This is a genomic window from Candidatus Methylomicrobium oryzae (assembly GCF_016745425.1).
Lineage (GTDB): Bacteria > Pseudomonadota > Gammaproteobacteria > Methylococcales > Methylomonadaceae > Methylomicrobium > Methylomicrobium oryzae.
Genome location: NZ_JAERVK010000015.1, coordinates 19,867 through 46,571, shown reverse-complemented (window position 1 = coordinate 46,571; position 26,705 = coordinate 19,867). Strand labels below are relative to the sequence as shown.

At 53.1% G+C, this 26,705-nt stretch carries 24 protein-coding genes and 1 pseudogene; 18 read left to right on the top strand and 7 right to left on the bottom strand.

Translation table 11 applies throughout. From position 1 onward, the window contains the following. On the bottom strand, positions 1-1,352 hold a 1,352-nt coding region (locus tag JJL52_RS16290), incomplete at its 3' end, for a Tar ligand binding domain-containing protein (RefSeq protein WP_202053551.1). Positions 1,353-1,974: 622 nt separating this feature from the next. Here JJL52_RS16290 and JJL52_RS16285 point away from each other — a divergent pair. After that, positions 1,975-3,783 carry a GGDEF domain-containing protein gene (locus JJL52_RS16285; RefSeq protein ID WP_202053550.1) on the top strand — a complete coding sequence of 603 codons (1,809 nt, stop codon included), beginning with the start codon at positions 1,975-1,977 and terminating at the stop codon, positions 3,781-3,783. Between the two features lie 222 nt (positions 3,784-4,005). On the opposite strand, the gene JJL52_RS16280 is transcribed toward JJL52_RS16285, so the two are convergent. Continuing rightward, complete coding sequence (locus JJL52_RS16280) at positions 4,006-4,485, bottom strand: DUF6714 family protein (RefSeq protein ID WP_202053549.1); 480 nt, start codon at positions 4,483-4,485, stop codon at positions 4,006-4,008. A 626-nt stretch (positions 4,486-5,111) separates the two neighbouring features. Between JJL52_RS16280 and JJL52_RS16275 the strand changes: the two genes are divergently transcribed. From JJL52_RS16275 to JJL52_RS16245, 7 genes and pseudogenes are all read left to right on the top strand, one after another. After that, positions 5,112-6,278 carry a YncE family protein gene (locus tag JJL52_RS16275; RefSeq protein ID WP_202053548.1) on the top strand — a complete coding sequence of 389 codons (1,167 nt, stop codon included), beginning with the start codon at positions 5,112-5,114 and terminating at the stop codon, positions 6,276-6,278. Positions 6,279-6,496: 218 nt separating this feature from the next. Then, complete coding sequence (locus JJL52_RS16270) at positions 6,497-7,507, top strand: L,D-transpeptidase family protein (RefSeq protein WP_202053547.1); 1,011 nt, start codon at positions 6,497-6,499, stop codon at positions 7,505-7,507. Between the two features lie 55 nt (positions 7,508-7,562). Continuing rightward, a complete protein-coding gene (locus JJL52_RS16265) occupies positions 7,563-8,627 on the top strand; it encodes a TolB family protein (RefSeq protein WP_202053546.1) in 1,065 nt (354 codons plus the stop codon). Between the two features lie 532 nt (positions 8,628-9,159). Continuing rightward, positions 9,160-9,342, top strand: a complete 183-nt coding sequence (locus tag JJL52_RS16260) for a hypothetical protein (protein WP_202053545.1) — start codon at positions 9,160-9,162, stop codon at positions 9,340-9,342. A 277-nt stretch (positions 9,343-9,619) separates the two neighbouring features. Next, entirely contained in the window at positions 9,620-10,780 is a 1,161-nt protein-coding gene (gene metK / locus JJL52_RS16255; protein WP_202053544.1) for a methionine adenosyltransferase, read from the top strand. A gap of 26 nt (positions 10,781-10,806) precedes the next feature. After that, on the top strand, positions 10,807-12,096 hold the full coding sequence (ahcY, locus tag JJL52_RS16250) for an adenosylhomocysteinase (protein WP_202053543.1): 1,290 nt from the start codon (positions 10,807-10,809) through the stop codon (positions 12,094-12,096). Between the two features lie 59 nt (positions 12,097-12,155). Beyond that, positions 12,156-12,416, top strand: a pseudogene (locus JJL52_RS16245) (methylenetetrahydrofolate reductase); the annotation flags it as partial. 117 nt (positions 12,417-12,533) lie between these two features. Here the strand turns inward: JJL52_RS16245 and JJL52_RS16240 are convergent. From JJL52_RS16240 to JJL52_RS16230, 3 genes are all read right to left on the bottom strand, one after another. Beyond that, on the bottom strand, positions 12,534-12,917 hold the full coding sequence (locus JJL52_RS16240) for a cupin domain-containing protein (RefSeq protein WP_202053542.1): 384 nt from the start codon (positions 12,915-12,917) through the stop codon (positions 12,534-12,536). Between the two features lie 87 nt (positions 12,918-13,004). Then, a complete protein-coding gene (locus tag JJL52_RS21835; RefSeq protein ID WP_202053541.1) occupies positions 13,005-13,247 on the bottom strand; it encodes an FmdB family zinc ribbon protein in 243 nt (80 codons plus the stop codon). Positions 13,248-13,337: 90 nt separating this feature from the next. Further along, on the bottom strand, positions 13,338-13,991 hold the full coding sequence (locus JJL52_RS16230) for a beta-class carbonic anhydrase (protein WP_202053540.1): 654 nt from the start codon (positions 13,989-13,991) through the stop codon (positions 13,338-13,340). 215 nt (positions 13,992-14,206) lie between these two features. Here JJL52_RS16230 and JJL52_RS16225 point away from each other — a divergent pair, with 215 nt between their 5' ends. From JJL52_RS16225 to JJL52_RS16200, 6 genes are all read left to right on the top strand, one after another. Beyond that, complete coding sequence (locus tag JJL52_RS16225) at positions 14,207-15,772, top strand: sigma 54-interacting transcriptional regulator (protein WP_202053539.1); 1,566 nt, start codon at positions 14,207-14,209, stop codon at positions 15,770-15,772. A 437-nt stretch (positions 15,773-16,209) separates the two neighbouring features. Beyond that, a complete protein-coding gene (locus JJL52_RS16220) occupies positions 16,210-16,863 on the top strand; it encodes a DUF938 domain-containing protein (protein WP_202053538.1) in 654 nt (217 codons plus the stop codon). A gap of 17 nt (positions 16,864-16,880) precedes the next feature. Continuing rightward, complete coding sequence (locus tag JJL52_RS16215; RefSeq protein WP_202053537.1) at positions 16,881-17,615, top strand: SDR family NAD(P)-dependent oxidoreductase; 735 nt, start codon at positions 16,881-16,883, stop codon at positions 17,613-17,615. Positions 17,616-17,626: 11 nt separating this feature from the next. Beyond that, the gene (locus JJL52_RS16210) at positions 17,627-18,235 is read left to right on the top strand and encodes a DUF1326 domain-containing protein (RefSeq protein WP_202053536.1); all 609 of its coding nucleotides are present in this window, start codon (positions 17,627-17,629) and stop codon (positions 18,233-18,235) included. Further along, complete coding sequence (locus JJL52_RS16205; protein WP_202053535.1) at positions 18,232-19,011, top strand: copper chaperone; 780 nt, start codon at positions 18,232-18,234, stop codon at positions 19,009-19,011. The genes JJL52_RS16210 and JJL52_RS16205 overlap by 4 nt, the downstream gene beginning before the upstream one ends. Before the next feature lie 181 nt (positions 19,012-19,192). After that, complete coding sequence (locus JJL52_RS16200) at positions 19,193-20,293, top strand: L-dopachrome tautomerase-related protein (RefSeq protein ID WP_202053534.1); 1,101 nt, start codon at positions 19,193-19,195, stop codon at positions 20,291-20,293. A gap of 229 nt (positions 20,294-20,522) precedes the next feature. On the opposite strand, the gene JJL52_RS16195 is transcribed toward JJL52_RS16200, so the two are convergent. Next, complete coding sequence (locus JJL52_RS16195; RefSeq protein WP_202053533.1) at positions 20,523-21,446, bottom strand: LysR family transcriptional regulator; 924 nt, start codon at positions 21,444-21,446, stop codon at positions 20,523-20,525. A gap of 226 nt (positions 21,447-21,672) precedes the next feature. Beyond that, positions 21,673-22,203, bottom strand: a complete 531-nt coding sequence (locus JJL52_RS16190) for an REP-associated tyrosine transposase (protein WP_202053532.1) — start codon at positions 22,201-22,203, stop codon at positions 21,673-21,675. 472 nt (positions 22,204-22,675) lie between these two features. On the opposite strand from JJL52_RS16190, the gene amoA reads away from it, so the two are divergent. Genes amoA through JJL52_RS16170 form a run of 4 tightly spaced genes read left to right on the top strand, consistent with a single transcriptional unit; the run spans position 22,676 to position 26,700 of the window. Further along, positions 22,676-23,428, top strand: a complete 753-nt coding sequence (gene amoA / locus JJL52_RS16185; protein WP_202053531.1) for a bacterial ammonia monooxygenase, subunit AmoA — start codon at positions 22,676-22,678, stop codon at positions 23,426-23,428. 14 nt (positions 23,429-23,442) lie between these two features. Further along, positions 23,443-24,669, top strand: a complete 1,227-nt coding sequence (gene amoB / locus JJL52_RS16180; RefSeq protein ID WP_202053530.1) for a bacterial ammonia monooxygenase, subunit AmoB — start codon at positions 23,443-23,445, stop codon at positions 24,667-24,669. Positions 24,670-24,689: 20 nt separating this feature from the next. Further along, the gene (gene amoC, locus JJL52_RS16175; protein WP_202053529.1) at positions 24,690-25,463 is read left to right on the top strand and encodes a bacterial ammonia monooxygenase, subunit AmoC; all 774 of its coding nucleotides are present in this window, start codon (positions 24,690-24,692) and stop codon (positions 25,461-25,463) included. A 7-nt stretch (positions 25,464-25,470) separates the two neighbouring features. Then, positions 25,471-26,700, top strand: a complete 1,230-nt coding sequence (locus JJL52_RS16170; RefSeq protein WP_236994308.1) for an MFS transporter — start codon at positions 25,471-25,473, stop codon at positions 26,698-26,700. Positions 26,701-26,705: the final 5 nt, after the last annotated feature.

The following is a 26,705-nucleotide window of genomic DNA, read 5'->3' as shown; positions in this document are numbered from 1 at the left end:
TCGGCCACCAGCGCATTGACCGCTTCGATGCAGGTGTTCAGGTTGTTCTTGATGGTGTTGAAGTCGCCGTTGTAGCTGTCGGTGATTTTGGGAGGAATACGGCCCTGGGCGATGTCATCGACATACTTGGCCGCCACGTTCAACGGCCCGATCACCGCGTCCAGGGTGGCATTGACGCCCTCGACCACCTTGCGGAAGTCGCCCTGGTGCCTGGCGGCATCGGCCCGGACTTCCAGCCGTCCTGCCACCGCCGCTTCCGATAAGAAGTGGGCGTCGGCCACCAGCGCATTGACCGCTTCGATGCAGGTGTTCAGGTTGTTCTTGATGGTGTTGAAGTCGCCGTTGTAGCTGTCGGTGATTTTGGGAGGAATACGGCCCTGGGCGATGTCATCGACATACTTGGCCGCCACGTTCAACGGCCCGATCACCGCGTCCAGGGTGGCATTGACGCCCTCGACCACCTTGCGGAAGTCGCCCTGGTGCCTGGCGGCATCGGCCCGGACTTCCAGCCGTCCTGCCACCGCCGCTTCCGACAAGAAGTTGGCGTCGGCGACGAGAGAGCGAATCGCATCGACCGCTTTTTTAGTCATGGCGACGAGACTGCGCGGATTTTTACCTTTTGCATTAAGCGAAAAATCGAGCCGACCCTCTGCAATGTTGCGCATGATTTCTGCGGCTTCGCTGGGTTCGCAACCGAGCTTCCGTCGTAAATTCCATGCAAAGCTTATGTTGACCAGAGAGACAATGGCGATCGCTGCGAAGATAATTTTTAAAATGGTGGTGCGCGTCGATGCATAGTTTTGCTGCGATGCATCATATTCCTGTTTCGCCGCATCGACTTGCATCTGCAGCAGCGCATCGGTCCCTTTGCCGACCGGCGTATAATAAGGCTCCACCACCGTATCGATCAGTTTCTCGGCCTCTTCCGGCATCTCATTTTTCAGTGCAGCCCATGCCGGTTTTAGACCATTCTCAAAAAAATTTTGACGATCCGCTTCCAATCGCTTGGCTAACTCATTTTCTTTCGGGGCTAATTCGTCGGAGCGATAAGCTTTCCATGTGTCCGCGATGATCCTTTTATTATTTTCAGAGGCGCGGTATTTCTCAGCAATCAAATCGGGGTTTTGGTGCCGCGCTGCATCCAGGAGAAGATTCCGGTTCTCGAGCGTTTTCCTGGCGATCGTCATCAATTGGCCTAGGCTCACAATCCGATGATTGTATACCGTGCCCAGAGCGGCATTTGTATTATTCATGCCGTTGATGCCAAGGTATCCGATAATGGCTAAAGCTAGGAGAGTCGTGCAGATTAACAAACTCAGCTGTACTCCTGTTTTTAGCTCGAACTTAAACATTAATTTGCTCCTCTGTCTATTTGAAGATATCTCGATAGGTGGCGCCCTAATCCATTTTCGCTGACGTACCCTATAGGTTAAAAACTATTCAGCCATAAAGGATTTCTAATTCAGGCTATGCATCTAAACGATGCTCGCCAGTTAACAATTGGCCGAATATTGATTGGCTTAATGATTTTGAAAATATCTAACTGAATTTTCTTCGGTCATCTTAAAAAAATGGCTGAACTGATGGGGAGTAAACAGAATATATTTAACATTCTATATCAGTCGCAAAAGATGATGATTCAATATATGAACGTCTATTCAACCGATAATCAATAATAAGAAACATAAAATAAGTTAGTAATGATTGGTTGAAAATATTTTATAAATTAAATTGTTAGTCTGTTTTTACAAGATTATGACAAAATATTGTTACATCAATGTGACAATGGTTTTTGCTCTAAGAGCGACTCACACAGAAGAAGCTACGATCTAAGGCTGTCTTGAAATTTGATTTAAGAGGTCTGCCACGTTGGCAAATTCGGCAAGCACGAACTCTTGAATTTTCAGAACCAGGCGCTTTAACAGAACTGTCATATTTATTGGCTAGAATCGAGTCATTTTATGGATTTTATTGATGGCCGATCTAAAGACAGAACTGCTGCGCATCTTGGAAGGGAAACTGGTAACGCCGGTCTATCAGCCCATTGTGTCGGTTAACCAACGGCAAATCGTTGGCTATGAAGCTCTGATTCGCGGCCCTTCGGACAGTCCTCTGCACAGTCCTATGAATCTGTTCGATACGGCTGCTCGTCACGATTTACAAGCCAGGCTGGAGTTTGTATGTCGGGAAGCGACCATCTGTCGTTTCGCGCAAATGAGCCTTCCCGGTAAATTGTTCATCAATGTCAGCCCATCAATATTGCTGGAGCCCGACTTCAAGTCCGGCGAAACCTTGAAATTTATTCGGTCTTCCGGCCTGGAACCGCAGGTGATCATCATCGAACTGACCGAGCACCAGCCTACCGATGATTACCAGATCATGCGTGAAGCGGTAGATCATTACCGCAGCATGGGTTTTCAAATCGCGCTGGACGATTTGGGGGCGGGCTATTCGGGGTTGCGCTTGTGGGCGGAGTTAAAACCGGAATACGTGAAAATCGACAAACATTTTGTCCAGGGTTTACACGAAGACAGAGTCAAACTGAATTTTGTGCGTTCGATTCAGAATATGGCGGCTGCGATGCAGTGTAAAGTGATCGCGGAAGGCATAGAAACCGCAGAAGAATTTCAAGCCATTCATAAGATTGGCATCACCCATGCCCAGGGTTTCTATTTTGCACGACCAATGGGGCTGCCGCCGAAGGAACTGGATAAGAAGTTATTTGCAGGCACTAGGCCCGCTGATAATGCATTAAATCTTTATCATGCGAAGAGCGTGGCCGAAATCACCCAAACGATCGATCCGGTAACGGCCGACACCCCGATCTCCTGCATTTTATCGCTGTTCCAGCACGATGCCGACTTGGCGATGCTGCCGGTGGTCGATCATGGGATTATAGTGGGGCTTATCTATCGGGATAAGTTTCTCTGCCGGCTGTTCTCTTCACGCTACGGTATCGAATTACACGGCAAGCAACCGATCCAATTTTTTATCGACGGCATGCCGTTCAGCGTCGAGAAAAATACGGCGGTGGAGCAAGTCAGCGAGCAATTGACCACGGCCATGCGCAGAGATCAGGCGTTTGTTATTACTGATAACGGAGTCTACTACGGTATCGTGACGGTTCTTGATTTGCTGGCCGAGATTACGCGTCAGCAAATCCACAATGCCAAACATGCCAATCCGCTGACTCTGTTACCGGGCAGCGTGCCCACGAACGAACTGATCAATCGTTTGCTGGCCGAAAAGCGCGCGTTTTGCGTCGGTTATTTCGATCTGGACCATTTCAAGCCCTATAACGATGTATATGGCTACAGTGCCGGCGATAATGTTATAAAAGCGGTTGCCGATATCTTGACTCGCCATATTCCTTCTGAAGCCGGTTATGTCGGCCATATCGGCGGCGACGATTTCATTGTGGTATTTACGGTGGGCGATTGGGTCGAACGCTGCCAGGCTATTTTGTCCACTTTTGAACATTCGGTTTCCGGTTATTATAAAGCGGAGCACATCCAGGCCGGCGGTTTACTCAGTGAAGACAGGCACGGATGTGACCATTTCTTTCCGCTATTGAGCCTATCGGCAGGTTTGGTGGATGCGCAAGCGACCTGTTTGTGCCAATCTCACGTAGATATTTCCGATTTGGCCTGTGAAGCCAAGAAACAAGCGAAAAAGCAGCCCGGCAATAATTATTTCATCAATCGAAGAAAACCGAATAATTTGTTTAAATCGTTAATAAGCCCGGAATTTGTAGATGCTATAGAGCTGGTTTTTCGTGATTAATCATCAGTTTATCGTATATCCGATCCTTTCGTGAATCGGTCATTCAATCCTCCGCTACACGCTTAAGTTAAGATTCTATTTCTGGATTCCCTTGCTTTGTTAGATCAGGCTGTCTCGAATTTTTCCCAAACCGGATACAGCAAGACGCAAGCAGCGCATACTCGAGCGCGGCTTGCCTGCCGTGTTCGACCCGTTTGACGAGTAGCCCGGTTAAGCGCCGAGTTAGCGCTTTCGGTATAGCGCATCAGGGATCCACCATTCTTCGAGCACTTGTATTGCGAAGCCCTGGTTCGCGGAGTCTTCGCTGAAGGCCACCTCTTCCAGAAACGCAACGATCACCGCTTCCTGTGCTGCGGTGAGAGAGGCCAGGCGCGGAGGCTCCCTATCCGGTGGCCGCAGATTATGGAGCAGGCCTTCCACTACCATATGAGGATCGTCCATATGGCGGAATGCATAGGCGATCAAGGAGGGCAGATAATGCCGCCAAGATGCCGGGTCAAGATAAGCCAAGCCCCAGAATGTGTAAGCCTCCAGGTAGGCGTCCGTCAAGGCGTCGATAACGGGGTCGGGGGGCGGGGCGATATCATAGCTGTCCTCGGCATAGCCGCCGCGCAGTGTCATCGGGGGGACGGACAGAGCATCGGCCTGAAAGGCCGCGTAGGCCCGGCGACTGATCTCGGCACGGATTTTTTCGCTTGGCATAGCCCGCCTACGTTAATGAGCGATCATTTTCTTGCGCCCCTGCCAGAAATACTTCAAGGATACTTTACCCGCCGGCACGGATTATCGCAGGTCTGAATGTTAATGCCAAACGGGGCTCCCCTTCACCATTACATTGAGATAAGTACCCCGTTTGTAGTCGCGCGAGGGTATTCACGGCGGCCTAAAGAGATTCTCTGATTTTCCGATGATTAATCATAACTGTTAACCAGTGTGTAAAGCTTTTCAGCCCCCGTTTCCCCGAGATCCAGGAAAGTTTTACCTAGCGGTTGACAGGAATCAGGCCGATTTTATCAATAATCGCTATCTTTAAATTTTTGTTTTTAATGAAGGTAAATTTGAGCGGAAAAGGCTTTCCATCCAAAACGGCGGTTTGAAGGAGCAAACGGGGTGAATAAAAAAGACGACCGGTCTAATTTTTTTTGACATTATAGACGACCGGTCGTATATTGTACGCGTGCAAAAGATCTCTCAAAACAAAAACCAAGCGTGAAAATTTACCCAATAAAGGCGTCTCCTTGCTGATGCTTCAGGGCTTTCATAGGGCAGGGCGGTTAAAAGAAATTCTTGATAGCGTGCAAATTCCTAATTCAATTCGAGCCATGACAATGATCCAGAAAACAATCGTAAAGACCTTGTGCAGCCTGTTGCTGCTTACTTCAACGATGGCCCATGCCGAAATATTGGCCATGGTGAACTACGACAGCAAGCCCGGCAGCACGCCGCGCCGGGAAGGCATTGCGATCCTCGATGTAGATCCTGATTCGCCGCAATTCGGCAAAATCTTAACCGATCTGCCGCTACCGCCGGATACGGTTTCCCATCATTTCTTTTATAACAAAGATTTAAGCAAGGCCTATATCACCGCCTTGGGAAACGGCGCCTTACGCGTGATCGACATGAAGCGTACGCCGTACACCATTAAATTACTGGATGTGCCGGAGTGCGAAGTCGGCGAAGACATGGCGTTCACCGCAGACCGAAAAACCTGGTATCTCACCTGTATGGGATCGAGCAATGTGATCGTCGGCGATGCGCAGACGGATAAAGTCAGACAGGTCATTGCCGCCAATGGACCGGAGACCTTTATTCGGTACCCGCACGGCATTGGGCTGCAGGAAGAGATCAATCGGCTCATCGTTACCAGCACCGTGCGTCCGTCCGATCTGAAAGATCCGGGCGAAACCGTCACCGTCATCGAAGCGGCAAGCGGTAAAGTGCTGTCCACGCATAAATTGTCCGACCAACCCAGTCCGTCGGGCTCAGCGCCGGTAGAAGCGGTATTCGTGCCGCATGCGAATCCACCGCTGGCTTATATCAATACCCTGTTCGAAGGCAAATTATGGCGGGCCACATGGCAGGCGAATAGTGATAGGTTTGATTTTCAGCCCATTTATGATTTTTCGGAAATCCAGCAGGGCGTTCCTTTAGAAATTTACTTTAACCGGGCACACGATCGGTTATACGTCACCACCGCAAAGCCAGGCGCATTGAATATTTTCGACATCAGCGGCCAATCCATAGCAAAACCTGTTCTGTTAAAATCGATTCCAACCGCCGCGGGCTCTCATCATGTGGTCTTTTCGCCCGACGAAAAATATGCGTTTGTGCAGAATAATTTTCTAAATCTGCCCGAAATGGATGACGGCTCGATTACCGTGATCGATTTACAAAAAATGGCCAAGAAAACCACGATCGATACGCTGAAAAAGATGGGTTTAAAACCCCACGATATTTACATGCTGCCGGCATGGCATACGGATGATGCGCATTAAGAATACGCCCAAAATAACGTTCCGAAATTTTCCTACGGCAGAGAGGCTCGATAAGGCAGGGCAAAATTAGGAAAGGTCTGTACGCTAAGCTGTGCTTGCAAACGTGGATACCCTACTCGATTTGACCGTATCCGGTTGAAGTAGACCTCAACTTAGCGTCGAACAGGCTGAAAAGTGGGTGTTATACTTGTCTTTATAAATAAGAAAGTTATTAAGTTATGAAATTACGCAGATTATTTGCCTTATCGATTGTAATATCCGCCGTTACTGGTAAAGCCAGCGCCACGACTTACAACTGGCCGACCAATCCCAACGACACTGTCATTACCGAATATCCTGAAGGCGTGCCTTTAACCCGCGCGGAGCAGGAGGAAACCTTGCTGGATGTAGCCAGACGATTTAGTTTGGGGCAAACTGAAATAGTACGCCTGAATCCGGACATTGACCGCTGGCATGTCAAAAAAGGTGAAGTTATCCGTCTTTCGAACCGGCGCATTCTGCCGGATACGCCGCACCAGGGGATTACGCTGAATATCTCCGAATACCGTATGTATTATTATCCGCCGGAAGTCAAGGGCGTACCTCGGCAGGTGATGTCTTATGCGCATGGCGTAGGCAGGCAAGACTGGAAAACACCGTTGGGTGAGACCAAAGTGTCCCGTAAGGTTAAAAATCCGTCTTGGTATCCGCCTGAATCCATCCGACGCGAGCATGCGGCCAACGGGGATCCGCTGCCTGCCGTCGTACCGCCAGGTCCGCATAATCCCTTGGGATTGTATTCCCTGCATCTGGCACTGCCCGGCGAATACCGCATACACGGCACCGATATCGATAAAATCTACGGCATCGGCATGCAGATCACGCACGGTTGTGTGCGTACCTATCCTGAAGATATAGAGCAGCTATATAACAGGGTGCCGGTAGGGACGCCGGTTTTCATCGTCAAACAGCCCATCAAGGTAGGATGGCTGGACAATAAGCTTTACGTCGAGGCACACCCGGATTTAGAGGGTGAGAAAACGACACCAGATCAGCGTTTCGATCTGGCACTGAATCTTATTCAAAAAGCCAATAGTGGCGAAATACCCGAGTTTGATCGCCAGACGCTGAACGAAGCCCTCACTAAACTGGACGGCGACCCGGTGCCGATCTATGAAAGAAAGTCCCTTTCACCAGGGGATGAGGCGGTAACCGTACTGCAAGACCCGATTCAAACACCCGCCAAATAGCTTTCTAAATATGTTAGTAATTATTTAGTCTTTCTCAAAAAGCATGGTAAACGCTATGAAAACAGAATCCCTGAACCTTAATCTTCGTATCGTTGGGTTGGCGCTGCTGTTGGGGCAGAGCGCGTCGTATGCGATGCCCGGCATGGATATGCCGTCCGGCGCAAACACCCAAGCACCTTCGCTGGCCAAAAGCATCGGCGCACCGATCAACTCGAACGCTGCTGAATTCGAAATGACCTACAGCGCCGACGGCAATACCGTGTTGTTCGTTTCCACTCGGCCGGGCAGCATCGAATCTCCGGGAACCCCTTATAGTTTCGACATCTGGATGGCCTATAACGTCAATGGTGTCTGGCAAGCGCCGATTCATCTGGGGTCGGGTATCGACCCCAAAGTGGGCCCGAACATCAATACCGAGGCCTGGGAACTGGAACCCAGCCTTTCGGACGATGGCAACGCGATTTATTTTACCCGCTACCAGCCGGGCAATCTGTCGACCGGGGATCTGTACGTGGTGCAAAAAGTTGACGGCGTCTGGCAAGCGGCCAAAAGCTGGAACGAAGTACCGGAACTGCCCCACCTGAATACGCCGACCGGTGAGGAGCATTGCCCGATCATTGCCTCGGATAGCCTGATTTACTTCAGCTATCAGCAACCCGGCGTGACTCAGGACAGCGACATTTGGAAGGTTGAAAAGAAAAACGGCACCTGGCAGAAACCGCAAAGCCTGGGCTCACGCGTCAACTCACCGTACCGCGACCATTTGCATTGGACCGGGTTGTCGAAGGACGGCAAAAGCCTGATCATCACCAGCACGCGCGCCGACATGGGCTCGCGCGGCGGCCACGATGAATGGATTTCTCATCAGAATCTCAAGGGCGAATGGCAAGAGCCGTTGAACCTCGGCGATACCATCAATACCGCGGGTGAAGACATGTGCTGGTCGTTCACGCCGGACGGCAAGAAGTTTTTCGGCGGCTGGGGGCCTCAAGGTTCTTACAACATGGATGTGCTATGGGTCAACAAAGACGATGTACCGCTGCTGAAAAATTTCGATCCTATCGGTCCCCCGCCAAACTTAATGACTAAAACTAAGGCAAAAGCCAGCGAGATGAAGTAGTTTCGTCATTGTTGCTGGCTTTTAAAGCTTATTCTGACTGTCCCCGGTCAGAATAAGTGACCGGTTTGAGTGTATTTTGTGGCGTTAAAATTAATCGATTCAATCGCGGATCGACGGTCCTCAACCCGTAACGTAAGCAAGCCTGCTCATAGAAGTATTGTCGCGTGAGTTTATCTGCTAATGCCCATTTGAGTATCGGTTAGCCTTATTCGGTGAGGCCTGGTTCCGTCGCTATATTACCTCCGGACGAATAGAATCCACTTAGCGATCTTACTGTTCTGTGCGAAATATTTCTTCCCGGTAGGAAAATTTGCTTCAAAATTTTCAACTAACTGATATTAAAAATAATTTCTTTTGAGTTGCTGATTGATCGATGAGTTGGAGGTATCAATGTTAATCTTGATAATTTAATTCATGTTATTGATTTATAAGGATATAAGAACTGGCATATGATTTGCTTAAAGTCAATGTGATGGTGTTGCTCAATCACCTTGGGTTTTTGCTTAAGCAATTTTTTATGAGGGAGAACAACGTGACTGCATTAAAAAATAAGCTTGAACAGCGGATTCAAGATTACGATGTTTGGGCAACCCGTCGCCGTTATGGGGCCGCCGGGCACAACGACGCCAGTTTATGGGTACTCGCCTGTATGAAAACCATCGACACCTTCCGCACCCATCCCCTGATTCCGAAAGACGTCGTGGTAAGCGGGTGAATTTAGGAAGTCGAACATGCTAAACAGAGAGCACTTAACGATAAGCATGAGGCATCTTCGTTACAGCCATGATCAACAATAAGACTGAGGTAGAAAATGAGTCTGCCTATGACTATCAATGCTCGAAATGTGAGAGGCATTTTGAGGCTAAATTGATTGGCCGGGAAGAAGTCTTTCGTTCGATACTACAAAATCAGCAGAATAAATTCCCCGCACTTGAGGCGGAACGCGACTGCTATCGAAATAACAACGTTTTCAGTTTTTAAAAGGCACTTCTATGAGCAACAATTTCATTTTTACCTCGGAATCGGTTTCGGAAGGGCATCCCGACAAAGTCGCGGACCAGATTTCCGATGCGGTCTTGGATGCGCTGCTGGCGCAGGATCCGAGATCGCGGGTGGCCTGCGAAACGATGGTAAAAACCGGCATGGTGATCATCGCCGGCGAAATTACGACCAATGCCTGGGTCGATCTGGAAGAGCTGGTCCGGAAGACCGTCTGTGCGATCGGCTACGACCACGGCGACATCGGCTTCGACGGCCAAAGCTGCGCAGTGTTGAACGCGATCGGCAAACAGTCCGCCGACATTGCGCTGGGTGTCGACGAAGCCGAAGACCACGAGCAGGGCGCGGGCGACCAGGGCCTGATGTTCGGCTATGCGACCAACGAAACCGAGGTGCTGATGCCGGCCCCGATCCAGTACTCGCATCTGCTGGTCAAGCGCCAGGCCGAAGTCCGTAAGAACAAGACCTTGCCCTGGCTGCGTCCGGATGCGAAAAGCCAGATCACCTTCCGCTACGAAAACCACAAACCGGTCGCGATCGAGGCGGTGGTGCTGTCGACTCAGCATTCGCCGGAGATCGGCAACAAGGCGATCCATGAAGCGGTGATGGACGAAATCATCCTGCCGGTGTTGCCCAAGGAATGGCTGCACAAGGACACCCAATTCTTCATCAACCCGACCGGCCAGTTCGTGATCGGCGGCCCGGTCGGCGACTGCGGCCTGACCGGCCGCAAGATCATCGTGGATTCCTACGGCGGCATGGCGCGCCACGGCGGCGGCGCCTTTTCCGGCAAGGACCCGTCCAAGGTGGACCGCTCGGCCGCCTATATGGCCCGCTACGTGGCCAAGAACATCGTCGCGGCGGGCCTGGCCGAGCGCTGCGAGATTCAGGTCTCCTACGCGATCGGCGTGGCCGAGCCGACCTCGATCACGCTCGAAACCTTCGGCACCGGCAAGCTCGGCGAAGACCGCCTGGTCGAGATCGTCCGTTCGATCTTCGACCTGCGGCCGAAAGGCCTGATCGCGCAGCTGGACCTGTTGCAGCCGATCTACCAGCCCACCGCCGCCTACGGCCATTTCGGACGCACCGAAGCCACCTTTACCTGGGAAAGAACCGACCGGGTTGAGGCCTTGCGCGAGGCGGCCGGCATTTAATCAACACGGAAATAGAGGAGCAGGACATGAGCCAAGAGTATAAAGTCGCCGACATGGCGCTGGCGGATTGGGGACGCAAGGAAATCGCCATCGCCGAGACCGAAATGCCGGGCCTGATGGCGCTGCGCGCCGAATACGGCGCCGACCAGCCCTTGAAGGGCGCCCGGATCGCCGGCTGTCTGCACATGACCATTCAGACCGCGGTATTGATCGAAACCTTGACCGCGCTGGGCGCGGAAGTGCGCTGGTCGTCCTGCAACATCTTCTCGACCCAGGACCATGCCGCTGCCGGAATTGCCGCGGCCGGCATTCCGGTGTTCGCCTGGAAGGGCGAGACCGAAGCCGAATTCGACTGGTGCATCGAACAGACCATCGAAGGCCCGAACGGCTGGCGCCCGAACATGATCCTCGACGACGGCGGCGACCTGACCCTGATGATGCACGAGAAGTATCCCGCGCTGATGGCGAACGTCCGGGGGTTGTCCGAGGAAACCACGACCGGTGTGTTGCGCCTGCACGAACGGGTCGCCCAAGGCACCCTCCGGGTGCCGGCCTTCAACGTGAACGATTCGGTCACCAAGTCCAAATTCGACAACCTGTACGGCTGCCGGGAATCCTTGGTCGACGGCATCAAGCGCGCCACCGACGTGATGGTGGCCGGCAAGATCGCGGTGGTCTGCGGCTACGGCGACGTCGGCAAGGGCTGCGCGCAGTCGCTGCGGGGCCTCGGCGCCACCGTGTGGATCACCGAGATCGACCCGATCTGCGCCTTGCAGGCGGCGATGGAAGGCTACCGGGTCGTGACGATGGACGAGGCGGCGCCGCGCGCGAACATTTTCGTGACCGCCACCGGCAACGTGAATGTGATCACCCATGCGCACATGCAGGCGATGAAGCATCAGGCGATCGTCTGCAACATCGGCCATTTCGATTCGGAAATCGACATCGCTTCGCTCCGCCAATACCCCTGGGAAAACATCAAGCCGCAGGTCGACCATGTGATCTTCCCGGACGGCAAGCGCCTGATCGTGCTGGCCGAAGGCCGCCTGGTCAACCTCGGCTGCGCCACCGGCCATCCGAGCTTCGTGATGTCCAATTCGTTCTGCAACCAGGTATTGGCGCAGATCGAGCTGTGGCAGCATGCCGAGCAGTACGAGAACAAGGTGTACGTGCTGCCCAAACCGCTGGACGAAAAAGTCGCCCGCCTGCATCTGGCCCAGATCGGCGTCCAGTTGACGCAGTTGACCGAGGAACAGGCCCGGTATATCAATGTGCCGGTCGAAGGCCCGTACAAAGGCGAATCTTACCGTTATTGATTGACTCGTTTCGGGCTGCCCGCGGGACAGCCCGGGACATCCTCCGGCTTAGGTAACGCATGACATCACGCTACACGCACCCGAAGGTGCTCAGTTTCGAGTTTTATCCGCCGAAAACCGACGACGGTGCGGCCAGTCTGAAAGTCGTTCACGACAAGCTGGCCCGGCTGAATCCCGGCTTTTTTTCGGTCACCTTCGGCGCCGGCGGTTCGACCCGCGAGAAGACCTTCGAAACGGTCGTCGCCATCCAGTCCAAAGGCATCGCGGCCGCGCCGCACCTGTCCTGCGTCGCCTCGACCAAGGACAACATCCGCACGATACCGCTTCGGTTTCTGAAAAAATTGCTCAATCAGATTCCGTTCTTTATAAACCTACCTACCGAGCCAATAATAGCTCGGGCGGCTTTCCGGAACGGCCTTTATGATCGATTCCCTCGTTTACTGACCTGCCACCATTTCAAAAATAATAAGTTCTGCTTTAGTCGAGCCAATATTTTCTACTGTCATTTCCGCACCAGTTTCCCAAAATATTTCCCCTGACTCATATATTTTGCTTTCTCTCCTGTCTTCTACTTTCAATTTGCCTTGCACAACATAGCGAGGTCCTGGTCCTTCATGCGTATGTAATGGAATTTTAAATCCTTTTGGAAATTGTACGCGTAGCACATGAGTGTCAATTTCTTTTGATGGGAAAGCCACGCGTTTTTTTAACAATATCTGATGCGAGAATTTTGCCGAAGCTACTTCGGCATTTGCCGACTCGGTTAAAGCAAATAATCCCAGCAATAAAATGCAATTAAAAATTTGTAATTTGGAATTCATAAATATAAATCCTGTTAAATATGTGGTGCGCCATTAAGGCGTATGCCATCGAGTCGGAGCTAGCCGTCTTGCCGATTAGCACATGTTTTAATGATGACAGCAGCTACAGCCGGGCCCGTGACGATGCGCATCATTCTTTAGTTGCGGCTGTAATGAGCGAATTGCCTGTTCGCGGCCTAAGGCCATAGCACCATGTGTCGCTGGAGCGGTAAGAATAAGTTTATTGCTTACACCTCCACATTCAGGGCAGTAAGGCCGAGGATCGCTAATCCGATGTTTGGCTTCGAACTGGTGCTGGCATTGCTGACACTGATAATCATACGTTGGCATAATTTCCGCCTATTTGGCTAAGCTGTTACGGAAGGAGAGCGCCTCCATAACGGTACAACGCTCTCGAAAGTGGGGATTACTTTCAGGTCTTTAATTCCATCGGTCAGGCTGTTTCTCGGCCACGCCAAACGCGGAGGAGACCACATCCGTGCGGAGCCGTTTTTCGGGGTCGAGTGTCGGCGCGCGCAAGCGTCGGGTTTCGACCTCCCAAATCCATCCGCTTACCACGACGTCTCTCGGGATCAGGGGATGGGTGCGGAAGGTGTCGATGGTTTTCATACAGGCCACGTCGACATCGTCCATCATGCCGATCCATTTGGCGAAAGCGCCTTTATTCAGCTTCAATTCGGGCAGGGTCGGATCCAAGATTAAGTTTTCCGTATCGACGCCTCTCTCTCGAACAGCCTTTTCCAAATCCTGGGCATTGGCTGAAAGCATGCCGCACTGGGTGTGTTGGACGATCACGATTTCCTTGGTCCCGAAAAAGGTACAGGTCAGCATCGCGGAACGGATGGCGTCGTCCGTCACGATCCCTCCCGCATTGCGAAAACAGTGCGCATCGCCTCCTCCTACCGGCGTATCCACCCGGATTCCAAGCGCTTCATCCACCGGCAACCGCTCGTCCATACAGGCGAGTACCCATAAACTGGCGTCGTTGTGCCCGGCGGCCCCATAACGGCGACGGGTTGCCCAAAAATCGTAATCTTGGACTCGTTTTTCTATTTTGTCTTTTAGAGTGGTCATTGTCAGTCTTCCAGAGTGAATCAAAAATCATGCTTAAGCATTACTCCATGCACGTTTGGTTTTTCACTTACGTGCATTCATTCATCTTTTAGCAATGAATATGCCATGGTTGAAAACATATAAATATATATAATAAACAGTGGCTTATGTTTTTTCTTTGCATCCTGCGAGAAGATATGATTCAATAAGTGAAATACTTTTTCGCTCGGCTCTTTATGGAAAACAATCCTCTCTCTGAATTAACCCCCATCTTTTTTCTCCAGACTTTCATCCTGGAGCTCATGCATGCCAGCGAACAACAGGGACAAAAACACAACGAGGAATTAATTGAAAAGATCGCTAATACGGCGGGCTGCTTTTTTGAGGATACCTACCGAAGCAATACGAATAAAACCGAAGCCCTCGATATTGAAAGCTACATCGAACTGATTCTCGGCCTTAAAAATAACATAGGAGGTAAATTTTCACTGGAAGCCATTAATCAGGACTGCATTACCGTTACCAACAGTTGCTGCCCTTTTGGCGATCAAGTGACGAATTTCCCTGAATTATGCCGGATGACCTCCAGCGTTTTCGGCGGCATCGCCGCCAGAAATTTTGGTTATGCCAAAGTTGAAATCAAGGAAAGCATTGCCCGTCATGATGGCAAATGCGTAGTTTGCGTTTATAAAAACCCTGCGGCGGCCCAAGGGCGCCCAGGCATGGAATATACCGATACCACACCGGTTAAGGAAATCCAGGATATGAATGCATTGCATTCCCGTATCGAAGAAAGCATGCAACAGATTTGGCGCAAACAAGTTAAGCAGCCTGCAATAAAAGAGCCCCCTGCTATCGTCGCCAAATCAGCCACTATGCAGAAAATATTGCAGTCGATAGAAGTGATAGCCCCGACTACGGCGACGGTTTTAATACAAGGCCAAACGGGTGTTGGAAAAGAATTGATTGCCCGAGCAATTCATGCTATGAGTGAACGCTGTAGGAAGCCGTTTATTCCTATAAACTGCGGCGCTATTCCAGAAAATCTTATCGAAACCGCCTTGTTTGGCCATGAAAAAGGCGCTTTTACAGGCGCCGTTGAGGTTCACCGCGGTTATTTTGAAAGGGCGGACGGCGGCGCGCTGTTTCTGGATGAAGTAGACTCCTTATCTCCCGCTGCACAAACACGCCTGTTGAGAATACTGCAAGAGGGGGAGCTTGAGCGTGTGGGAGGCAAGCAAACCTTGTCTGTCGATGTAAGAATTATTTCCGCAACCAATCAAAATCTGGAGGAGTTGGTAAGTAAAGGCGTGTTTCGGCATGACCTGTACTATCGGTTGAACGTGGTTCGAGTAAATATCCCGCCACTGTCCGAGCGGCACGAGGACCTGCCTTTTCTCGTACAACTCATACTGAAACGGCTGAACAAAAAATATAACAAGAATATTGAATCCGTCAGCCGAAAGGTCATGCAAAAAATCCGCAGCTACTCTTGGCCGGGCAATGTCCGCGAATTGGAAAATATTCTCGAACGAAGCTTTTTGTTTGCCAAAGGCAATGAGCTGGTTGATCTGGATTTAGAGATTTCGCCTACCCGACCTAAGACTGACGAGTGGAAAGGCGTAAAAGAAAATACTGTGGCCAAAGTTGAGCAATCATTTCTTGAAGCAGCGTTAAAACAACATCAAGGCGATATTAAGAAAGTAGCGCTAACTATGGACATAACTCCTCGGGCGGTCTACCTCAAACTGAAAAAATACGGGATAAATTTGGCAACTTTCAGAAGCCAGACTAAAGCATAACCGCCTCGGTAAATTATTCATATCCGCGCATTGAAACAGTCCGTTGAACGTCGAATCCGGTTGGGCACGACCCGTCGGAATAGGGGCCATCGCGTAACGAGGCTCCGCAGCATGCGGAAAATCGACATTGGATACGCGATCAAACTCCGCAAACTTTTACCCCGCCTTCGACGGGCGGCAGAGCAACTAGCATTCCAGAGGTGAGGCCTGTAAAAAAATACCGGCATTAAGCCGGAGAAGAATGAGCCGCTCAAAGACTGTCTGTGAATTAATATTTCATCAATTGAAGTGGGATTTCATTTTCCGGATAGCGGCTAAATTATAACGCTATGAAATTAAAGTATAAATTGTACGACTCATATTGGCATGATATTTGTTGTACAAGTCATGTGCATTGAGCACTTCGACTAAAACTATATTCAAATAGCGAGGAGACCATGAGCGAAAACAAACCCCCTTTAGACCCCCATCCGTTGAGCGAGTATGTCGCTTGGGCCGGAAGCCGCAACCGGGAACCGATCTTGGGCGTTTTAAAAGAAAAATTGCCCAAAGCGTCTGGTCGCGTGCTCGAGCTCGCCAGCGGTAGCGGTATGCATATCAATTACTTTGCGCCGCATTTTCAGCATTTGCATTTCCATCCCTCCGACAAGGACAAGGAAGTTTTCGACAATATCAAAAAACTGTCCACCGATCATGCGAACGATAATATCGCCGACCCGGTGCATCTGGACCTGACCGATCCGCATACCTGGTTCAACCCCGGCAAGTCGAAAACCTTCGATGCGATTTTCTGCATCAACATCTTCCAGGTCGCGCCGATTTCAATCGCGGACGGGATGATGGAATGCGCTTCGCAGCTTTTGACCGAAGACGGTATCTTATTGATTTACGGTCCTTTCAAGGTGGAAGGCGGTTTTACTACCGATTCGAACAAAGAGTTTCATGAAACTTTGAGCTCCGCCGGCGTTGCGGAATGGGGTTTGAAGGATGTTGCCGATCTGAGGAAGGCGGCCGAAAAGTACAACATGGAGCTGAAGGAGATCATCGATATGCCGGCGAATAATTTCTCGCTGGTTTTCGGCAGACCCTAAGCGGGAGGCATTGAACAATGAGCGAAACCGGCGCGGCTGTGATTATCGGCGTGGGTCCGGAACAGGGACTGGGAGCGGCGCTTGCCCGGCGATTTGCCGCAGAGGGATTGCATGTCTATCTGGCAGGACGGAGTGAAGAAAAACTTCACAGAGTTGCTTCGGGTATCCGGCAGACCGGCGGTTCAGCCACGGCGGTCGTTGCCGATGCCACGGTCGAAGCCGATATTGAGCATTTGTTCAGCATTGCCGGGGATACAAGGCAGGGCGTGGAAATTGCGGCGTACAATGTTGACAGCAATATTCCATCGCCCCTGCTCGAAACCGATGCCGAAACGTTTTCCCTGCTTTGGCGGCAAAATTGTCTGGGCGCTTTTTTCTTCGGCAAGGCCGCGGTTAGGGCCATGCAGCCCAGGAACCGCGGCACGCTGTTTTTTACCGGCGCCACCGCATCCTTGCGGGCCAAGCCGCCGTTTACCGCCTTTGCAACCGCGAAAGCCGGTTTGCGGGCGTTGGCGCAAGGCATGGCGCGCGAGTTTTCGCCGCAAGGCATTCACGTCGTGCACGCGGTCATCGACGGTGTGATCAACGGCGAGCGTGCCAGAAACCAGTTTCCCGACTATGTCGAAGCGAAAGGCGAGGGCGGTCTTTTGGAGTTGGAGGCGATCGCCGAAACCTATTGGGCTATGCACCGCCAGCATCCCAGCGCTTGGACGCATGAACTGGATTTGCGGCCTTACAAAGAATCTTTTTAGGAGGAGAGCCTGTGAAAGAAAACCCAAGCTGGATTTTAGAGGGCAGCTATTTCGAAACCTGCAACTGTGAAGTCTCTTGCCCTTGCGTCTGGCTGCAGCCGCCTTCGCACGGGGACTGCAGACTGCTGGCGGCCTGGCACATCGAGCGGGGCCATCTGGAAGGGCTTGACCTGGGCGGCCTGAATGTGGCGCTGGCTTGCTACGCCCCGGGCCTAATGATCGAGGGTCAATGGCAAGCCGCCCTGTATGTGGACGAACGCGCCGACGCGAGCCAGTTCGATGCGCTGGTGCAGATTTTCGGCGGCCAGCAAGGCGGCCACCCGGCCGTTTTGATGAGCCTTGTCGGCGAAGTGCTCGGGATCCGCAAGGTCAGGATCGATTTTGAAGAGCAGGGCAAATCCCGGCGACTGCTAATCCCCGGCATCGCCGAAGCCGAAATTACAAGCATTCAAGGCATCCGCGGTGCAGAAGCGACGATCGACAACCCGCCTTTATGCGTGGTCACTAGCCACCCGTCAGTTGTCGCCCGCTCGAAAAGCTATCATTATCACGATCACGGCAAAGCGTGGGAGTTCTCCGAGCGCAACGGTTATTATTCCGAATTTGTTTACCGGCCGTGAAGATCGGATTCAAAAATCAAGGGGCGGTTTGGGCCTTGCTGATGGCCGCTATCGTGATCGCCTGGAGCACGCTTTATTTCCAGTCGCGGCCGCTGGAAGCCCTGCCGATGCACGCCATGTGGATGCCGCCGAGTCAAGCATCGGCATGGCGTTTTGGCGACTTTGCCTATGTCTATGCGATGTGGGCGGTCATGATGGCGGCGATGATGCTGCCGTCCGCCTTGCCGATGCTGAACGCCTACGCGAAAGTCAGCCGCCGCTTGAACGCGCGGCCGGCTCAAGCGCTCGCGCTATTCGCGGCGGCTTATCTGGGCCTGTGGGTGCTGTTCGGCATCCTGCCGACGCTGCTGCAATGGCGGCTGCACGGATTGGTCTGGCTGTCGCCGATGATGGAAAACCAAAACCGCGGCTTCGCGGCCGGGGTTTTCCTGCTTGCCGGCGGTTACCAGTTTATGCCGCTCAAAAATGCCTGCCTGACCCATTGCAAGACGCCGATGGGGTTCCTGCTGAATGAATGGCAAGGCGGTCTCGCCGGAGCATTCCGCATGGGGTTTAAACATGGCCTCCATTGCATCGGCTGCTGTTGGGCGCAGATGCTGATCATGTTTGCGGTCGGCGTGATGAATCTCGGCGGCATGGCCTTGCTGACGCTGATCGTTTGCGCCGAAAAATGGGTGCCGCTGGAAGCGAAGCCGATCGCCAAAACCTTGGGAACCGTTTTTCTGGTTTGGGGTTTTATTTTGTTGCTAAGCGCTTGGCAACAAGATAGCAAGTGAATGAAATCGAATTGTTAGCGGCTTTACCGTAGCCATAAAAAGCTAATCAAAAACGGCCGCTTTCGGGCAGGCGCCCTCGATTCACAAATTTTATCAATGGCGGCATGAGGAAACATCATTTAACACCTGGGTAGCGCTTTAGTATGGTGGTACGGGAACGCAACCAACAACGGGAATAAAAATGAATCGTTTAGTCAAATTTAGTGCTGTCTTGCTTTTGGGAGTAGCCTGGCGCGCCATTGCCGAGGGAAATTCGAATTTCGAGGTTCTTGCCAACCTGAATAAAGGGCCGGGCAACGTCACCGTCACTCAGGAAGGACGCATCATCATGAGCCTTCATCAGTTTTACGCCCCCGAGTTCTCGGTGGTCGAAGTGCAGCGGGATCATGCGCTGACGCCGTTTCCTTCTCCGGCGTTAAGTGCTTTTGCCTCGCAATCGGCTTTGAAGCTCGATTCGGTCCTGGGCATCCGTGCGGACAAAAACGGCATCGTCTGGATGCTCGATAACGGCATGCGCGGCAAGTCCACGCCGAAACTGGTGGGCTGGAATAGCCGTACCGATCGATTGCACCGGGTTATTTACCTGCCCTCTCCGGTAACGGGAGAACACGCTTTCGTGAACGATTTTGCGGTCGATCTGCGCCATCAGCATATCTTCATCAGCGATCCGGCCGGCGGCAGCGATGCGGCGCTGATCGCGGTCAATCTTGCGACCGGCGCCGCGCGGCGGGTGCTGCAAGGCCATCCCAGCGTGCTTCCGGAAAACGTCGATCTGATCATCGACGGAAAACCGGTTCAGGTCAGGGAAGCGTCGGGCCGTTTGGTCAGGCCGCATATCGGCGTCAATCCGATCACGGAAGACCTGAACAACGAATGGGTCTATTACGGTCCGATGCACGGATACAGCCTGTACCGAATCAAGGCGGCCGATCTGGCCGATGAAAATCTCGATGCGAAGACGCTGGCAGGCCGGGTGGAACGCTACAGCGATAAACCGATTTCGGACGGCATCACGATCGATCAAGCAAACAATATTTATCTCGGTGAACTGGCTGAAAACGCGATCGGCGTGATTGCGCCGGATCGGGCTTACCGGCGGCTTGCCCAGTGCCCGCGCCTGTCCTGGGTCGATTCCTTCAGTTTCGGACCGGAGGGCCGTTTGTATGCGGTGGTCAATCGGTTGCATCAGTCGGCCGTGCTGAACGGCGGCGAATCGGCATCGAAGCCGCCGTATTACCTGCTGGAAGTCAAACCGCTCGCACCCGGCCTGCCGGGTCGCTAAGGATTTGGCTCCACATAACTCTTCCCCCTTTGAAAAAGGGGGATCGAGGGGGATTTATTTAAAAATCTCCCCTAACCCCTCGGTAACTGCTTCCTGCGTTCCTCTATCTCCTGCATCCATGCAGTCGTCTTTTTCAAAGAGGGGGACTGAACGCGTACGCGCTGAAAAGGTTCGTGATCCGAACAGGTTAAAACCGCGAAGTCATTTCCGTCCAAATCCTAAGTCAATTTCATAAGGCGGCAAAGGTTCGGCCGATATCGGCGAGTTGCTTGCGCAGCCAGACCAATGCGGGATCCTTATCGCGCAAAGGATGCCAGATCATCGTCAATTCGTAGTCCGGCAGGTCGACCGGGACCGGAAAGATGTCGAGCGCCGCGAAGCGGGTAAATTGTTCGGCGATCCGCTGCGGCAGCGATAGAATCATGTCGGTCTGCGCGACAATCAGCGGCGCCGATAGAAAATGCGGCACGGTCAATTGAATGCGCCGCTCCATGCCCATTTCCTGCAGTTTTTGATCGATCAGACCGACCGGGCTGCCGGTCCTGGAAATCAGCATATGCGGTAACGCGACGTAATCGGTCAGCGACAAACCGTTTTTTAACATTGGATGCGCCTTGCGGGCCAGACAGGCCATGCGGTCGCTGAACAAAGTCAGCCGATTGAGATGGGAAGGCGGATTCAGCACCGATTCAAAACCGAGCACCACGTCCAGGCTGCCGTTTTCGAGCGCGCCGGCCGGGAACGAGGCTTCGGTGCGTTTGACCTGGACCGCAATGCCCGGCGCGAGGCGGCTGATCCGTTCGGATAGGGCGGGCAACAGCAGAAGTTCCATGTAATCGGTCGCCGCCAGTACAAAGCGGCGCTGGCTGGTCAACGGCTCGAACGCGGCCGGCGGCCGAATTAAAAGTTCCACCTCTTTCAAAACTTCCTTGACCGGGTCGATCAAAGCCAATGCCCTCGGCGTCGGCTTCATGCCGCTTGGAGTTTTGATCAGCAGCGGATCGTCCAGTTGCTGGCGCAGCCGGTGCAGCACATGGCTCATCGCCGACTGGGTAACGAACATTCGTTCCGCGGCGCGGGTCACGTTCAGTTCCTCCATGAGGATATCAAAGGCGACCAGCAAATTCAGGTCGAAATTTCTCAGCGAGGTCATAAAAAGAGTTTCCGGCAGGATAAAAACCGCATTGTCACAATATTTGTTGACGGCTGCATATTCTTGCGCATAGCTGTTTTTTTAAAATTATTACCATCCGACCAACATGTAGGCTGGGTTGAGGTACGAAACCCAGCTTTTCCCAACATTGGCAAGGCTGGGTTTCCGCAAAGCTTCAACCCAGCCTACGCAGGGATATTTCCAGCCTAATGCTGTTCCGGGCAGGCTATTCCCAATCGCAATCCTCTATTTCCGGCGATGCCGCCCAATTTTCGGGATATACACCTCGTTTTACCCAGCGATGAAACGATGAATACGGCCAATCTTTGACCTTCTGTACCAGTCCGTGTTTGACCGGGTTGTAATGAATGTAATCCAAATGGTTGCGATAATCCTGGTCGTCTCGAATCCAATGTTCCCAATAACGGCGCTGCCAGATGCCTCTTTCTTGTTTTCGCAGGCGGCTTCGCGAGATGAACTCAGCGTCCGGAATCGACCGGGAGAAATGCGATTTGATCAGCCGCCAGCGTACGGAATAATCATGATCATGCGGAGGCATTTGCCAGATGCAATGGAGATGTTCCGGTAAGATCACGATGGCATCGATCGTGAACGGATGGTCGCTGCGAACCTGCCGGAAGGCGGCGCGCAAGTTGTCGACATGGCGGATCAGAAGATCGTTGTGTCGGCGTTCGGCAAGGTTGACGGTAAAGAAATAACAGCCGCCGGGAACATGTAGGCGTTTGTAGGTTCGCATTCGGCAAGCATAGCAAGGTTTTGTAAAGTTTGGCGGTGCCGGGTTTCGTACTGCCCGGAACAGCGTTAGGCTGGAAATATCTCTGCGTAGGCTGGGTTGGAGCGATAGCGGAAACCCAGCCTTCCCAACGTTGGGAAAAGCTGGGTTTCGTACCTCAACCCAGCCTACGGGGCTTTATGTTAATTTCGTGCCTTTCGTGTTTTTCGTGGACGATTTTTTGGACAGTGACGCGCCACCCCGGAGCGGAGCCGTATGTTGGCTGTCATGATAGCGACGAATCGCCCGGTTCACGCTAATGAATTTGCTCAATGGCGACATGAATTTTCACCATTTCACAAGCCGTATCGAAGCCTTTAATGTATCTCCCCAGCGTGTTGCCGGCCGATTACACTGGGCTCTTTCCTCCTCATTGAAGATTCTCGTCGTTCGGACAATACGCCCATTTTTTATTTTCAACCTGGGAGATGCGGATATGTCGCTACCTGTTACTACGCAATCAATCAAGCCCTATACGGGCGAAAAAGCCAGGCTTGTCAGGGCCTATGATTACCTGATTCTGGTCCTGGCCCTGTTTCTTTTTATCGGTTCGTTCCATCTGCATTTCGCGCTGACCGTCGGCGACTGGGATTTCTGGGTGGACTGGAAGGACCGGCAATGGTGGCCTTTGGTCACGCCGCTGATGGGCATCACCTTTCCGGCGGCGGTGCAGGCGGTGCTGTGGGATAAATTCCGGCTGCCGCTCGGCGCGACCTTGTGCGTTACGGCCTTATTGATCGGCACCTGGATCACCCGGATCTTCGCCTATCACTACTGGAATTTTTTCCCGGTCAACATGGTGCTGCCGGCGACGATGCTGCCCGGCGCGCTGGTGCTCGACGCCATGCTGATGTTGAGCAACAGTCTTACGATCACCGCGATCGCCGGCGGCAGCGCCTTCGCGTTGCTGTTCTATCCGAGCAACTGGCCGATTTTCGCGCTGTTTCACCAACCTGTCGAGTATGCGAATGCTCAACTGACGCTCGCCGACCTGTTCGGCTTCCAGTACATCCGCACCGGGATGCCGGAATACCTGCGCATCATCGAACGCGGCACGCTGCGCACTTACGGCCAATACGCCGCGCCTCTGGCGGCGTTTTGTTCGGCGCTGCTGTGCACGCTGATGTATGCCTTGTGGTGGTACATCGGAAAATGGTTTGCGACCACCCGTTACCTGAGCAAAATTTGATCGGAGAGAACAAGATGAAAATCAAGATTACACAATGGGTTTACACCCTCGGATTGATCATCCTGGGTTTCGGCGGGCCGGTACAAACCGCTCTCGCCCACGGCGAAAAAGCCCTGGAACCGTTCATCCGGATGCGCACGATCCAATGGTACGACGTGGCCTGGTCCAAACAGCAATTCAAGGTCAACGAGGAAGTAGCCGTGAGCGGCCGGTTCCATGTCGCCGAGGACTGGCCGGTCAGCGTGCCGAAGCCGGAAGCGGCGTTTCTGAATGTGTCGACGCCGGGTCCGGTGTTGATCCGTACCGAGCGTTGGCTGAACGGCAAGCCGTGGGTCAATTCGGTGGCGCTGCAGCCGGGCGGCGATTACGAATTCAAGATCGTGCTGAAAGGCCGCCTGCCGGGGCGCTACCACATCCATCCGTTCTTTAATTTGAAGGATGCAGGCCAAGTGATGGGACCGGGCGCCTGGCTCGATATTTCCGGGAATGCCGGCGATTTCAGCAACGGTGTCAAAACGCTGAACGGCGAAATCGTCGACATGGAAAGCGTCGGTCTTCTCAATGGTATCGGGTGGCACCTGTTTTGGGGCGCGCTGGCGACAGGCTGGCTGCTCTGGTGGGTACGGCGGCCGCTGTTTATCTCCCGTTACCGGATGTTGCAGGCCGGTATGGAAGAAGTGCTGATCACGCCGACCGATCGCTTGATTGCCAAGGCCGTGCTGGTGGCAGTGCCCGTCATCGTGCTCGCCGTCAATGCAGTCGCGGTCAATCGCTACCCGAACGCGATTCCGTTGCAGGCGTCACTGGACCGGATATTGCCGCTGCCCGCCTTGGTCAATGCGGGCCAAGTCGATGCCGAAGCGATTAAAGCCGAATATAGCGTCGCGAAACGGGCGATGGTCTTTACCGTCCGAATCGATAACCGCAGCGACAAGCCGGTCCGGATCGGCGAATTCAATACCGCGAACGTCGGTTTTATCAATCCCGAACTGCCGGCCGTCTCATCGCAGGCTCCGGCAACCGCTGCGGTTCTAAAGTTGGATGACGATACGCCGGTTCGCCCCGGCGAAACGCGTACCGTCACCGTGACGGCGCAAGACGCCTCATGGGAGGCCGAGAAACTGGATGGCCTAATCAACGATGCGGACAGTCGCGTCGGCGGCCTCTTGTTTCTTTACGCTAGCGAAGGCGGCGAGCGCTACATCTCGAGTGTATCCGCCGCCGTAATACCGAAGTTTTAATCATCAAGAGGAGAAACCTTATGGCTACCACATCAGAACCTATGCCCGCCGTCACACACATCGGCAAGCGGCTGCCCTGGTATTTGCAGGATTTGCCGAGATACCTGAAAACCTTCGGCGCACTGACCGTTCTCTATACCAGCTTGCGTTTGTACCAGGGCGCTTTTGCGGTCTCGGCCGGGCTCGATTCGACCGAGCCGGCGTTCGAGCAGTATTGGATGCGCTTGTTCTATATCGAACTGGCGGTGATCGCGGTGGTAATGACCGGTCTGTGGGCTTATCTATGGTTCACCCGCGACCGGCAGTTGGACAAGCTGTCGCCCAAGGAAGAAATACGCCGCTATTTCACGCTGACGATGTGGATCAGCATCTATACTTTCGCGGTGTATTGGGCCGGCAGTTATTTCGCCGAACAGGACAATTCCTGGCATCAGGTGGCGATTCGCGATACGCCGTTTACAGCCAATCACATCATCGAGTTTTACTTTAATTTTCCATTGTATGTGATTCTAGGCGGCTGTGCCTGGTTGTACGCCAGAACGCGGCTTCCATTGTACGCTAAAGGCATATCCCTGCCGTTGACCCTGGCGGTGTTCGGCCCGTTCATGATCCTGGTCAGCGTCGGCTTTAACGAATGGGGACATACTTTCTGGTTTCGCGAAGAATTCTTTGCCGCGCCGATTCATTGGGGCTTCGTGATCGGGGTTTGGTTTGCGCTGGGCGTGGGCGGCATCCTGCTTCAGGGCGTCACTCGGCTAATCGACTTACTGGATCAAATCGAGGATGCGGACTGACGCCGGGATGATTATAAATAGGAGGAATTCCGCGCCCCGGCGGTTGCACTATGCCTGGATCGTATTGGCGGCGACCTTTGCGTGTCTGTTTTTTGCCGCCGCGCTCCGGTCGTTGCCAGGCATCCTGATGCTGTCGCTGGAGCACGAGTTAGGCTGGAGCCGAGACGCCATCAGCGGCGCCGTAGCGGTGAATCTGCTGCTCTTCGGCGTTTCCGGCCCATGGCTGGGGCGCGGGATGGATCTTTACGGCCCCAAGCGCGTTTGTTTGGTCAGCGTTGCGCTGTTGGCCCTGGCGGCCGGGGCTGGCGCGCTGGTCAGCGAACTCTGGCAGTGGTATCTCCTATGGGGCGTCGTCGCCGGGATCGGTTCCGGCGGGACATCGATCGTGCTGGGTTCGGCCCTGATTAACCGCTGGTTTACGGAGAGGCGCGGGTTGGCGCTCGGGGTACTCGGCGCCGCGTTCTCCTCCGGCCAACTGATTTTCACTCCCTTACTGGTACAGATCAACAGGGATTTCGGCTGGAGGCCGGCCCTTCTGCTGCTGGCCGGATTGTTGGGAGTGCTGGTGTTACCGGTCTCCGCCTACTGCCTCGCCGATGAACCTGCCCGGAAAAGGTGCCTGCCGTACGGTAATGACGGCAGCGAAATCAAACCGGTGCCGGCCGATCCGAATCCGATGCGTAAAGCGATCCGCCAATCCCGGTTTTGGTTGTTGGCGGGCAGTTTCGCCATTTGCGGTTTCACGACCTCCGGTCTGTTTCAAACCCACTTGATTCCGCACGGTATCGAGCATGGCTTTACCGAAATGGGGATGGCCTTATCGCTGGGATTGATGGGCGCAACCGACATTTTCGGCACCATTCTATCCGGCTGGCTTTGCGACCGTTTCGACAAAGGCAGATTGCTGGCTCTTTATTACGGCTTGCGGGGCCTGTCGCTCACAGGACTGCTGTTCGTGGACTCCATTGAACAAATGCTCCTGTTTTCGATGGTTTACGGTTTGAACTGGCTCTCCACGGTGCCTGCTACCTCTGCGCTGACCGCCGATTTATTCGGCAAAAATAACGTCGGCGTCGTATTCGGTTGGATCTGCTGTGCCCATCAAATGGGCGCCGCATTGGCTTCGTACTTGGCCGGCTACCTGCATAGCCAACTGGGCGACTATCAGCTGGCCTTTCTTTGTTCAGGCCTGTTTGCCTTATTAGCGGTGCTCATGGTTGTTCGAATTCGCGGATAAAATGA